Genomic DNA, 12,523 nt, shown 5'->3' with positions numbered 1-12,523 from the left:
CTCCGTCCAGCCTGCGGATACCCGGGAAGGCGGTCAGGTCTTCTGTGCCAGGAGCGCCTGTTCGCCGGCCTCGCGCATCACGGCGAGCGGCGCCGGCGCCCGCCCGGTCATCAGCTCGACCTGGAGGACGGCCTGGTGCACGAGGAGGTCGAGGCCGCCGACCACGGGGCCGCCCCGGTCGGACCAGGCGGCGGCCAGCGCGGTGGGCCAGGGGTCGTACAGCACGTCGAAGAGGGTGCCGGGGCGGTCGGGGATCCGGTGCGCCAGCGCGTCGGTGGCCCCGGCGGGGGTCGTCGCGATCACCAGTGGCGCGGCGAGCGCGTCGGCCGCGTCCGACCAGTCGGCGGTGCGCATGTCGACACCGAGCCTGGTCCCCCAGCCGCGCATCTCGGCGGCGCGGGCCGGGCTTCGTACGTAGGCGGTGACCGGGCCCGTACAGACGCGGGAGAGCGCGGCGAGCGCGGACGACGCGGTCGCTCCGGCGCCGAGGACGGCCGCCGACTCGACCGCCGTGACGCCGCGCTCGCGCAGGGCGGCGAGCATGCCGGGGATATCGGTGTTGTCGCCCGTACGCCGCCCCCCGCCGTCGATGACGACGGTGTTGACGGCCTCCACCGACGCGGCCGTCTCGCTGATCGCGTCGAGCAGCGGGATGACGGCGCGCTTGAGCGGCATGGTCAGCGAGAGCCCGGCCCAGGACTCGTCGAGGCCGGTGAGGAACGCGGGAAGCTGTGCCTCGACCACTTCGAAACGGTCGTACGACCAGTGGGTGAGGCCCAGTTCCGCGTATGCCGCCCGGTGCAGTACCGGGGAGAGCGAGTGCGCGATGGGCGATCCGAGGACGGCCGCCCTGCGCTCGGTGGTTCTACTCGTCCGCATTCTTCTGTCGCTCGTTGAATTCCTTGACCAGCTTCTCGTGCTCGGCCAGGGTCTTGGTGAATTCGGTGGTCTTGCCGTCGATGGAGATGAAGTACATCCAGCCGCCCGGGTCGGGCGCCTTCGTGGCGTTGAGCGCGTCGGCGCCGGGATTTCCGATCGGACCCGGCGGAAGACCCTTGTGGAAGTACGTGTTGTACGGGTCCGGGTTGTTCCTGATCTCCGAGGTGGAGATGTCGATCTCGCTCTCGTTCTTCAGATAGTTGAACGCCGAGTCGAATTCGAGTTTCTGGTTGGTGTCGGTGTTCGTCGGCTTGAGCCGGTTGTAGACGACGGACGCCATCTTCTTGAAGTCGTCGTGCGTCATGCCCTCGGCCTGGACCAGGCTGGCGACGGTGACGACGTCGAGCGGTGAGTCGAGGCCGAGATCCTTGGCCGAGCCCTCCAGGTCGTACTTCTTGTACTCCTTGTTGGAGCGCGCGACCATCTGTCTCAGGAGATCCTGCGGTTTGGTCTTCTCACCGATTTCGTAACGCGCGGGATAGAGGAATCCTTCGAGCGGATCCTTTATGTTCTTGTCGTCGTCGGCCCAGTCGGGCAGGCCCAGTTTGCCGGCTTCCGCCTTGGCCACGTCCGCGGTGGTACCGGGGTCGAGCTGGAGCTTCGTGTCGATGAATTCGTAGACCTTGACGGCCCGTGTGCCCTCGCCGATGGTCAGCGAATTCAGGTTGGCCGGGTTGGTCATCAACTCGACCGCGGCCTTCGCCGCCATTTCCTTCTTCATCGGATAGACACCGGGCTGGATGGCACCGCCCTTGGGGTGCTCACCGGCCGCGTCGACGAAAGCCTGGGCGCTCTTGACCACGCCGGCCTTCTTCAGCAGACCGCCCATTTCGGCCAGCCCGGCACCCTGCGGGATCTCGACCTGGACGGTGCCCGTACCTGCGCCCGAGAAGTCGGCGGGCGGACCGAAGCGTTCCTGCCAGAACTGGTAGCCGTAGTACCCGCCGCCGGCCACACCGGCGAGCAGGACGAGGGACGCCACGAGGCAGGCGCCGCCGCCACGGCGCTTCTTCTTCGACTTGCCGCGGCGGTCACGTCCGCCGCCTCCGCCGCGCCGCCCGTCGCCCTCGTCGTCGTACTCCCGGTCGCCGTCCCCGTCGTCCCGGTCGTCGTCGAACAGACGGGGCCGGTCGTCGTCGCGGTCCTCGCCGGTGAAGAACGGATGCGTCTCCTCGGGCTGCGGGCCGTCCCACCCGTTCTCGGGCTGCGCCGGGGGCGGGGGCTCCTGTTGGCGGCGGTCCGGCGGGCGGGGCGGTGGGTACGCCTCGGAGGTGCCGTACCGGTCGGGGCTCTCGCCGCCGTAGCCGCCGTTCTGCTGGCCCGCGTAGGGGTCGCCCGGATTCTCGCCGTACGGCATGGCCGCCTGCTGACCGGTGTCCCAACCGCCGCCGTGCTGGGGGTTGTCGGGCTGATTGCCGGGGTGCTGGGGCTGGTTGCCGTACTGCGGGGCGTGGTGGTCGTTGTACTGCTGCTGCGGGTACTGGGGCTGCTGCTGCGAGTCGTACTGCTGCTGGGGGTACTGATGCTGCGGGTGCTGATGTGCCTGCTGCGGCTGGACGTACTGCTGCTGACCGGTGTCCCAGCTTCCGCCGCCGTACTGGGGGTCGTACTGCTGCTGGGGATGTTGCTGCTGGTGGGGGTGCTGCTGCTGGTGCTGAGGGTGCGCGTACTGCTGCTGGCCCGTGTCCCAGCCCCCGCCGTCGTACTGGGGGTCGTACTGCTGCTGCGGGTGGGGCTGCTGCGGCTGCGCCTGCGCGTCGTAAGGAGTCCGGCCCTCGGCGGCCTGCTGCGCTCCCCACCCCTGGTCCCCGTACAAGGGATCCTCGGGGTGCCACGGTTCGGGGCCTCGACCCCGGCCATAGTCAGTCATCGATCCCCTAGAGCCGCGAGACGACCGGTGCCGGGCTCGGATGGCCCGGTGTCCGTGACGCCTCTCTCTGTGCGGCAGTTGTTCGAATCCCCGCCGCATCGCGCGGAACGTTACCGTATCGCGATCAGGCGGCTTTCATCCGCGCACACAGATAACCGTAAGTATGTTCCGGTTTCGCCCGATCGGGCGTCTCAGGTCTGAACCGGCACGCCCTCACCGGGCGGTGCGCCCGACGCTCTCTCCGACTCCAGCGCGTTCTGAAGGATGATGACGGCCGCCACCTGATCGATGACGGACCTGCCCTTCTTCGCCTTGACACCCGAGGCGCGCAGCCCCTGGCCGGCGGTCACGGTGGTCATTCTCTCATCGACAAGACGTACCGGAACGGGCGCGATACGGCGTGCCACCTCCTCCGCGAACGCCCGCACCTTGACCGCCGCCGGGCCCTCGCCACCGCTGAGCGAGCGCGGCAGACCCACCACGACCTCGATCGGCTCGTACTCCTCCACCAGTTGTACGAGCCGCCGGTGGGCGGCCGGGACATCACGGCCCGGCACGGTCTCCACCGGTGTCGCGAGGACCCCGTCGGGGTCGCACGAGGCGACCCCGATCCGGGCGTCCCCGACATCGACGGCCAGTCTGCGGCCCCGGCGGGCGAGGGCCGTCACGCCGTCACGTCCTCAGCCCCGGCGGCCCCGGCGGCCACGTCCTCGGCCATGTCCTCAGGCCGTCTCGGAGACAAGGCGCTCGACGGCGGCCACGGCGTCACCGATGGCCCCCGGGTTCTGACCGCCGCCCTGCGCGACGTCCGGCTTGCCGCCGCCTCCGCCGCCGAGGGTCTTGGCGGCGGCGCGCACCAGCTCGCCGGCCTTGAGCCCGCGCTCACGGGCGGCCTCGTTGGTGGCGATGACCGTCAGCGGGCGCCCGTTGGCCGTCGTGAACAGCGCGACGACGGCGGGCCGGCCTCCGCCGATCCGCCCGCGCACGTCGAGCACCAGCTTGCGCAGGTCGTCGGCCGATGTGCCGTCCGGCACCTGGCCGGTGACCAGGGCCGTGCCCCGTACGTCCATGGCGCCCTCGACCAGTCCGGCGGCGGCGGCCAGCACCTTCTCCGCGCGGAACTTCTCGATCTCCTTCTCGGCGTCCTTCAGCTTGCCGAGCATGCCGGCGATCTTCTCCGGCAGCTCCTCGGAGCGGCCCTTGACCAGCTCCTGGAGCTGGGCGACGACCGTGTGCTCCCTGGCCAGGAAGTTGTACGCGTCCACGCCCACCAGCGCCTCGATACGGCGCACACCGGAGCCGATCGAGGACTCGCCGAGCAGCTTCACCAGACCGAGCTGGGCGGTGTTGCGCACGTGCGTGCCGCCGCACAGCTCCTTGGAGAAGTCGCCGATGGTGACGACCCGGACCCGCTCGCCGTACTTCTCGCCGAACTCGGCGATGGCGCCCTGCTTCTTGGCCTCGTCGATGGACATGACCTCGGCCTGGACGTCGAGTTCACGGGCGAGCACTTCGTTGATGTTCTGCTCGACGTCGGTGAGGACCGTGCCCGGTACGGCGGCGGGCGAGCCGAAGTCGAAGCGGAAGCGGCCCGGCGAGTTCTCCGAACCGGCCTGGGCGGCCGTGGGGCCCAGCGCGTCGCGCAGCGCCTGGTGCGTCAGATGGGTGGCGCTGTGGGCGCGGGCGATGGCCCGCCGGCGGTGGGTGTCGATGGCGGCGAACGCGGCGGAACCCACCGTGACCTCGCCGACCTGCACGGAGCCCTTGTGCACGAAGACGCCGGGGACCGGCTGCTGGACGTCGCGCACCTGGATGACGGCGCCGGTGTCGAGCCTGATCCGGCCCTGGTCGGCGAGCTGGCCGCCGCCCTCGGCGTAGAACGGGGTGCGGTCGAGTACGACCTCGACCTCGTCGCCCTCGGTGGCGGCGGGCGACGGCACGCCGTCCACGAGCAGGCCGACGATCCGCGACTCGCCCTCGGTGCTGGAGTAACCGGTGAACTCGGTGGCGCCGGCGGTGTCGGCCACCGCGCGGTAGGCGGAGAGGTCGGCGTGACCGGTCTTCTTGGCCTTGGCGTCGGCCTTGGCCCGGTCCCGCTGCTCCTTCATGAGCCGGCGGAAGCCGTCCTCGTCCACGGACAGGCCCTGTTCGGCGGCCATTTCGAGGGTGAGGTCGATCGGGAAGCCCCAGGTGTCGTGGAGCAGGAACGCCTTGTCCCCGGCCAGGACCGAGCCGCCGGCGGCCTTGGTCTCGGTGACGGCGGTGTCGAGGATGTTGGTGCCGCCCTTGATGGCCTTGAGGAAGGCGGCTTCCTCGGCGACGGCGACGGTCTCGATGCGCGTGCGGTCGGTGATCAGCTCGGGGTACTGCTCGCCCATGGACCTGATGACCACGTCGAGCAGGTCGGCGACGACCGGTCGGGTGGCGCCGAGGAGCCGCATGTTGCGTACGGCGCGGCGCAGGATACGGCGCAGGACGTAGCCGCGGCCCTCGTTGCCGGGGGTGACGCCGTCGCCGATGAGCATCACGGAGGTGCGCATGTGGTCGGTGACGATGCGCAGCGAGACGTCCGAGGCGGGGTCGGCGCCGTAGAGCACGCCGGTCAGCTCGGTGGCCTTGTCGATGACGGCCATCGACGTGTCGATCTCGAACATGTTGTTCACGCCCTGGAGAATCATGGCGAGGCGTTCGAGGCCGAGACCCGTGTCGATGTTCTTGGAGGGGAGGTCGCCCAGGATCTCGAAGTTCTCCTTGCCCTCTCCCTCACCGCGCTCGTACTGCATGAAGACCAGGTTCCACAGCTCCACGTAGCGCTCGTCGTTGACGGCGGGGCCGCCCTCTTCGCCGAACTCGGGGCCGCGGTCGTAGAAGAGCTCCGAGCAGGGTCCGCAGGGGCCGGGCACGCCCATGGACCAGTAGTTGTCCTTCTTGCCCAGGCGTTGGATCCGCTCGACGGGGAAGCCGACCTTGTCGGTCCAGATACCGGCGGCCTCGTCGTCGTCCAGATAGACCGTGACCCACAGCTTGTCCGGGTCCAGGCCGTAGCCGCCGTCGGCCACGGACTTGGTCAGCAGCTCCCAGGCGAGCGGGATGACGCCTTCCTTGAAGTAGTCACCGAACGAGAAGTTGCCGCACATCTGGAAGAACGTGCCGTGCCGGGTGGTCTTGCCGACCTCTTCGATGTCCGGCGTACGGACGCACTTCTGAACGCTGGTCAGGCGCGGGGCGGGCGGCTTGGCCTCGCCGAGGAAGTACGGCTTGAAGGGCACCATGCCCGCCGGGACCAGCAGCAGAGTCGGGTCGTCCGCGATGAGCGACGCCGAAGGGACGACGGTGTGACCGCGCTCCTCGAAGAAGCGCAGCCAGCGGCGGCGGATTTCGGCCGACTCCATCAGTGGTCCTCATTCCGGTTGTGCGAGGTGCGCGAGTTGGATCCCTCGCGGTGCGTGCGGTCGTAGTCGTGCTCGTCGTAAGGGCGTTGGGCGCGGGCCTCGACGGCGAGGCGGCGGCTCACGGGCGGTTCGGGGTCGACGGGTGCGTCGAGCCCCAGCACCTCGCCCAGTTCGGACTCGCGCCGGGCCATGCCCGCCCGGACGTCGAGTGCGAAGTCCTTGAGCCGGTGCCCGGCCTCGAGCGCCTTGTCGGCCGCCTGCGCGGCAAGACTCTCGGGCGTCAACTGCCGGAGTTTCGTATGGACCTTGGTGGTGGCCCACACGCCGGCCGCCGCGCCCGCGGTGAACCAGAACGTACGGCGGAACATCGGCCTCAGCCCTTCTGCTTCCTGCTGCGTCGGGCGGACGGAACGGTCCTGCCCACGATGACGGTGCGGCGTCCGCGCCCGGCCGGTGCGCGCACCGGTGCCTCGCTCTCGGCGCGTACCGGCTCGGCCGGGGCCTTGCGGCTCATCGCCCGCCGTACCCCGTAGCCGAAGGCCGCGACCTTGACGAGCGGTCCGCCGAAGGTCGAGGCCACGGTGGTGGAGAGCGCCGACGCGTTGGAGGTGACCTCCTGGACGTCCGTCGCGATGGCATCGACCCGGTCGAGCTGGGTCTGTGCCGCGCGTACCGTCGCCGACGCGTCCGCCAGCAGCGGTACGGCCTGGTCGGTCACGTCCGCCACGAGTTTGGTGGTCGCCTTGAGCGTCTGGGCCAGCCTCACGAGCACCACGGCGAGGAGGGTGACCAGAACCGCCCAGAAGACGGCCACCAGGATCCCGGCAACCTCTCCACCGGTCACGCTGCACCGCTCTCTGAAGTCTGTTGTCGGCCGGATCGGATCCGAGCGATCCGGTGGGCCTCAAAAATCGTCCTTCGAGCCTATCGCGCCCGAGGTGTCTGTCCGTACCGCATTAACGCGGTCGCGGACCCTACCTCATCGGCCGGGGCACGGAGGGAGAGTTGCCGCAGACGATTGTACGCAGTGCTTCCGTATGAGTACTGTGCGTGTCCCATGCGACCTGTCCCCGGCAATCTCCCCGCGGAGCTGAACCGGTTCGTAGGCCGTGCCGACGAACTGGCGGAGCTGACGCGTCTTCTGTCCGAATTCCGGCTGATCACCCTGGTGGGGGTCGGCGGTGTCGGCAAGACGCGGCTCGCCGTGCGCGCGGCCGGCCGCGTCCTGCCGTCCCTGAATCTGGAGAAACGCTACTGCGACGGCGTATGGCTCGCCGAACTCTCCGCGATCCGCGATCCCGGACTGCTCGAGCACGCGCTCGTCGACGCCCTGCGCATCACCGATCACAGCGGCCGGCCGCCCCGTGAGGTGCTGCGCACCCATCTCGCCGACCGCCGCCTGCTGCTGGTGCTGGACGGTTTCGAGCAGTTGGTCGACCCCTGCGCCGAGCTGGTACGGGACCTGCTGCGCCGCTGTCCCGGCCTGAGGGTCCTGGCCGTCGGCCGGCGGCCACTGCGGCTGGCGGGCGAACGGGCCTTCCCGCTGGCCCCGATGTCGGACGCCGACGCGGCGCTGCTGTTCGCCGACCGAGCCGTCGACGTGCTGGCCGGGAGTTCCCCGCTGGACGAACACGCGGATTCCGTACGGGAGTTGTGCAGCCGCCTGGACGGCATCCCGCTCGCACTCGAACTGGCCGCCGCCCGGCTGCGTGCCCTGTCCGTCGACCAGATCCTGCGCCGTATCGACGACCGCTTCCATCTGCTCACCGGGGGCTCGCGCGGCGAACTGCCGCGCCACCGCACGCTGCGTACCGCGATCGGCTGGAGCCATGAACTGTGCACCCCCGCCGAGCGGTTGCTGTGGGCGCGGCTCTCGGTCTTCGCCGGGCCCTTCGATCTGGAGGCCGTCGAATACGTGTGCGTGGGCACCGATCTGCCGGCCGACAGCGTCCTCGACGTACTCGGCGAACTGATCGCCCAGTGCGTCGTCGTACGCGAGGACACGCCCGCCGGGGTGCGCTACCGGATGCTGGACACGGTGCGGGCGTACGGCGCCGAGTGGCTGGACGCACTCGCGGACACCGGCCGTATGCGCAGACGACACCGCGACTGGTACATGGGCCTGGCCACCTGGTGCGAACTGGACTGGTTCAGCCCGCGGCAGGCGGAGATCGCCGCCGGCACCGACAGTGCGCTGCCCAATCTGCGCGCCGCCATCGAGCTGTGCCTGGAGACGGAGGGCGAGGCTTATCTGGGCCAGTATCTGGCGGGCACGCTCTGGTTCTACTGGTCGGGCTGCGGACGGCTCACCGAAGGACGGCACTGGCTGGAGCGGGCCCTCGCACCACCGCCCGCCCGGCACGACGAACCGCTGTACGAACCACACGAACCACACGAACCGCATGAACCCCACGACCCGCACGACCCGCACGACCCGCACGACCCGCACGAGGGGTCACGCCACGACGAGTCACGGCTCAAGGCCCTGTGGGTGCTGGGCTATGTGGCGATCCTCCAGGGGGACAACGCCGCCGCGGTGGGCGCGCTGTACGAGTGCCGGGAGGAGGCCGCCCTTACGAAGAACGACCTCGCGCACGCGTACGCGGTGCACCGGCTCGGCTGTCTCGCGCTCCTCACCGACGACATGCCGCGCGCCGAGCGGCTGCTGCGCTCCGCGCTCGGCGCGTACCGCGAGCTGGGCGAGATCAACAGCAACGTACTGATGGGCCAGGCGGAGCTGGCCCTGTCCCTCGTCTTCCTGGGCGATCTGGACGCGGCCGTGGCGCTGTGCGCCGATGTGCGGGAGATCTGCGAGGACACCGGCGAGCGCTGGGCCCGGTCCTACGCGCTGTACGTGCACGCGTACGCCGCCTGGACGGACGGGCGGCTCGTGGAGGCGCGCACGCTGCTGGCCGAGGCCATCACCATCCACCAGACCTTCAACGATCTGGTCGGTCTGGTGCTGGCGATGGAGCTGATGGCGCTGGTGACGGCGGGCGAGGGGGACTCGGCGGAGGCGGCGGTGCTCCTGGGCGCGGCCTCCCGGCTCTGGCTGTCGGTCGGGGTTCCGCTGTTCGGCTCCGCCGGCTTCGGGGCGCCGCACGAACAGTGCGAACGGCGGGCGAGTCAGGTGCTGGGAGCCGAGCTGTACGGCGCCCGGGTGGCGGAGGGGCGTGCCCTGGCACCGGCGGCGGCCGTCGAGCGGGCGCTGGCCGGGCCGCGCGCGACACCCGTGCCACCGCACCGGGCGCCGGGCGACCGCAGAGTGGCACCGGACCGGGAGAAGGACCGGGAAGCCGCGCGGGAGACGGGCCGCGAAACGCGAGAGCCCGCCGGCTCCCCCGGCCAGATCGGCGGGGAAGCGGCGGGCTGAGTCGCGGTCGGGCGAACGAACGCGAACTACGCCTGAATCAGCGGGCGTAGTACTCGACGACGAGCTGCTCGTCGCAGATGACCGGGATTTCCTTGCGCAGCGGGTCGCGGTCCAGCCGGAACGCCAGCGCCTTCAGGTTGACCTGGAGGTAGCGCGGGGTCTCGCCGTCCGTGTCGTAGCCACCCTCGCGGGCGACCTGGAAGGGAACCTTCTCGCGGCTGCGCTCGCGGACCATGATGACGTCGTCGGGACGGACGCGGAACGACGGCTTGTCGACCTTGCCGCCGTTGACCTCGATGTGGCCGTGGACGACCATCTGACGGGCCTGGTAGATGGTACGGGCGATGCCCGAACGCAGGACCAGGGCGTCGAGACGACGCTCCAGCTCGACGACCAGGGCCTCGCCGGTCTTGCCGCCGGCCTTGCGGGCGCGGTCGTAGGCGCGGGCCATCTGGCGCTCGCTGATGTCGTACTGGGCACGCAGACGCTGCTTCTCCAGCAGACGGACCTTGTAGTCACTGTTCTGCTTGCGGCCGCGGCCGTGCTCGCCCGGCGGGTAGGGACGGGCCTCGAAGTACTTCACGGCCTTCGGCGTCAGCGCGATGCCGAGCGCGCGTGACTTCTTGACCTTGGGACGCGACTGGTTAGGCACGTTCTCCAGACCTCCGTTGTAGGTTAGGTTAGGCTCACCTTACTCAAAGGAGATCGCATGTCTCGTCGCCCTGGGAACACCACACGCATCACAGACAGTCTCGACGCGCAGGGCATCGATACGACGGAGGTCCGATCAGCTCATGGTCAGCCGCGTCCCAGCGGGCTTGAAATCGCCCGGATGCCGTCAGCAGCCGAACGCACACGAACTCTCGTACAGAGTACATGCTCAAGCGTGCTGCTCGTCCCGGGCCTGGACGCCCCGCGACCCGACCAGTTGATGCCCGACGCGCGGACCGTGGACACCGACGGTGACGTGCTGCTGGCCTTCGCCGCCGACTCCCCCGTCGTCAGGGCCGCGACGCACGCGCAGGCCGACGAGCTGGCCGTTGTGCTGGAGATCACCGATGTCGCGCCGGTCTCCGTGCCCCACCGTATCCGGGGCCGCGCCTGGGTCTCGGGCTGGCTGACGCGCGTTCCGGGCGAGGCCGAGCCCGGCAGGACGACGCTGCGGCTGGAGGTCGGTGAGGCGTACGTGGACGACCTGTGGGGCGCGGAGCCGGTGGAGGCGGACGAGTTCGCCGCGGCCGTACCGGATCCGCTGTCGGAGCACGAGGCCGAACTCCTCCAGCATCTGCACTCCGCGCACGGCGCCGAGGTGCGGACGCTGCGTTCGCTGCTCGGCGAGCGGTCCGGCGGGACGGCGGCCGTGCCTGTCGGTGTGGACCGCTTCGGACTGCGGGTGCGCTTCACGGGCGTCAACTGCTTCGACGCCCGCTTCGACTTCCCCGAGCCGGTACGTGACGTGTCCGAACTGCGCCGCGCGATGCACGCGCTTTTCGAGGCCGCGAGCCGCTGAACCGGGCGGGCCGGCCAAATCGGGGGCCCTCAACCACCCGCGCCGAAACGCTCAGTTGGCGGGGACGTCGCCGCGCAGGCGCTCGCGGACCTTCTCGACCACGTCCGCGTACCGCGCCTCCGCGCCGTACCGCGTCGGTTCGTAATACCGCTTGCCCCGCACCTCTTCCGGGGCGTACTCCTGCGCGGCGATACCGCCCGGCACATCGTGCGGGTAGACGTACCCCTGCGCGTGACCGAGCTTGGCCGCGCCCTTGTAGTGACCGTCGCGCAGATGGGGCGGTACGGGACCGGCCAGGCCCCGCTTCACATCCTCCAGCGCGGCGGAGATCGCGAGCGTCGCCGCGTTCGACTTCGGGGCCAGCGCCAGCGCGATGGTGGCGTGGCTCAGGGTGAGCGCGGCCTCGGGGAAGCCGATCATCGCCACGGCCTGCGCCGCCGCGACGGCGGTGGGCAGCGCCGTCGGGTCGGCCAGGCCGATGTCCTCGCTGGCCGAGATCATCAGTCGGCGGGCGATGAACCGGGGGTCCTCGCCCGCCTCGATCATGCGGGCCAGATAGTGCAGGGCCGCGTCCACGTCCGAGCCGCGGATCGACTTGATGAGGGCGCTCGCCACGTCGTAGTGCTGGTCGCCGTCGCGGTCGTACTTCACGGCCGCGCGGTCGACCGTCTCCTCGACCGTGCCGAGGCTGATCTCCTTCTCGCCCTTGGAGATCGCGGCGCCCGCCGCCGCCTCCAGGGCGGTCAGGGCCCGCCGGGCGTCTCCCCCGGCGATCCGCAGCAGATGCGCCTCGGAGTCGTCGGGCAGCGAGACCGCGCCGCCGAGGCCGCGCTCCTCGGTGAGCGCGCGCCGCAGCAGTGCGCGCAGGTCGTCGTCCGTCAGCGGCTCCAGCGTCAGCAGCAGGGAGCGCGAGAGGAGCGGGGAGATGATCGAGAAGTACGGATTCTCGGTGGTGGCCGCGATGAGCGTGATCCAGCGATTCTCCACGGCGGGCAGCAGGGAGTCCTGCTGGGCCTTGCTGAAGCGGTGGATCTCGTCCAGGAACAGGACGGTCTCCTTGCCGAAGCCGCCGGAGGCACGCCGCGCGCCGTCGATGACGGCACGCACCTCCTTGACGCCCGCGGTGATCGCGGACAGCTCCACGAAGCGCGCGTCGGTCGCCTTGGAGACGACATAGGCGAGTGTCGTCTTGCCCGTGCCGGGCGGCCCCCACAGAAGCACCGACGAGGGGCCGGCGGGTCCCCTGCCCCGGGCCGCCTGCTCGACCAGCCGCCGCATCGGGGAGCCGGGCTTCAGCAGATGCCGCTGGCCGACGACCTCGTCCAGGACGCGCGGGCGCATCCGTACAGCGAGGGGGCTGCTGGACGGGTCCTTCTCCTGGCGGTCTTCGGCCGCTGCGGTAAAGAGGTCGGGCTCCACGTCTTGAACCCTATGTCAGC

General features: G+C 70.4%; 10 protein-coding genes. 2 read left to right on the top strand and 8 right to left on the bottom strand.

Annotated elements, in window-relative coordinates; all coding sequences use genetic code 11:
- Positions 1-33: 33 nt before the first annotated feature.
- The 6 genes from OG329_RS35585 to OG329_RS35560 all read right to left on the bottom strand — a co-directional run bounded on the left by OG329_RS35585 (position 34) and on the right by OG329_RS35560 (position 7,045).
- Entirely contained in the window at positions 34-879 is an 846-nt protein-coding gene (locus OG329_RS35585; RefSeq protein WP_405800735.1) for a shikimate dehydrogenase, read from the bottom strand.
- Positions 866-2,809 (bottom strand): endolytic transglycosylase MltG, encoded by a 1,944-nt coding sequence (gene mltG, locus OG329_RS35580; protein ID WP_405800734.1) that lies wholly within the window; start codon positions 2,807-2,809, stop codon positions 866-868. The genes OG329_RS35585 and mltG overlap by 14 nt, the downstream gene beginning before the upstream one ends.
- 191 nt (positions 2,810-3,000) lie before the next feature.
- Positions 3,001-3,477, bottom strand: a complete 477-nt coding sequence (ruvX, locus tag OG329_RS35575; protein ID WP_405800733.1) for a Holliday junction resolvase RuvX — start codon at positions 3,475-3,477, stop codon at positions 3,001-3,003.
- A 54-nt stretch (positions 3,478-3,531) separates the two neighbouring features.
- On the bottom strand, positions 3,532-6,201 hold the full coding sequence (alaS, locus tag OG329_RS35570) for an alanine--tRNA ligase (protein ID WP_405800732.1): 2,670 nt from the start codon (positions 6,199-6,201) through the stop codon (positions 3,532-3,534).
- Positions 6,201-6,569: a DUF6167 family protein gene (locus tag OG329_RS35565; RefSeq protein ID WP_405800731.1), complete on the bottom strand. Its 369-nt coding sequence runs from the start codon at positions 6,567-6,569 to the stop codon at positions 6,201-6,203. Before OG329_RS35565 ends, alaS begins: the two co-directional genes overlap by 1 nt.
- A 5-nt stretch (positions 6,570-6,574) precedes the next feature.
- Complete coding sequence (locus OG329_RS35560; protein WP_405800729.1) at positions 6,575-7,045, bottom strand: DUF948 domain-containing protein; 471 nt, start codon at positions 7,043-7,045, stop codon at positions 6,575-6,577.
- 213 nt (positions 7,046-7,258) lie between these two features.
- Here OG329_RS35560 and OG329_RS35555 point away from each other — a divergent pair, with 213 nt between their 5' ends.
- Complete coding sequence (locus OG329_RS35555) at positions 7,259-9,574, top strand: ATP-binding protein (protein ID WP_405800728.1); 2,316 nt, start codon at positions 7,259-7,261, stop codon at positions 9,572-9,574.
- A 37-nt stretch (positions 9,575-9,611) separates the two neighbouring features.
- Here the strand turns inward: OG329_RS35555 and rpsD are convergent, their stop codons facing one another.
- Complete coding sequence (gene rpsD / locus OG329_RS35550; protein WP_023542962.1) at positions 9,612-10,226, bottom strand: 30S ribosomal protein S4; 615 nt, start codon at positions 10,224-10,226, stop codon at positions 9,612-9,614.
- A 180-nt stretch (positions 10,227-10,406) separates the two neighbouring features.
- Between rpsD and OG329_RS35545 the strand changes: the two genes are divergently transcribed.
- Complete coding sequence (locus OG329_RS35545) at positions 10,407-11,084, top strand: DUF2470 domain-containing protein (protein ID WP_405800727.1); 678 nt, start codon at positions 10,407-10,409, stop codon at positions 11,082-11,084.
- A 51-nt stretch (positions 11,085-11,135) separates the two neighbouring features.
- Here OG329_RS35545 and OG329_RS35540 read toward each other — a convergent pair whose 3' ends face one another.
- Entirely contained in the window at positions 11,136-12,503 is a 1,368-nt protein-coding gene (locus OG329_RS35540) for a replication-associated recombination protein A (RefSeq protein ID WP_405800725.1), read from the bottom strand.
- Positions 12,504-12,523: the final 20 nt, after the last annotated feature.

The sequence above is a fragment of the Streptomyces sp. NBC_01506 genome (genome assembly GCF_045040295.1).
Classification (GTDB): domain Bacteria; phylum Actinomycetota; class Actinomycetes; order Streptomycetales; family Streptomycetaceae; genus Streptomyces.
Note: the sequence above shows the minus strand (reverse complement) of the source record. Positions and strands in the feature narration are given on the sequence as shown.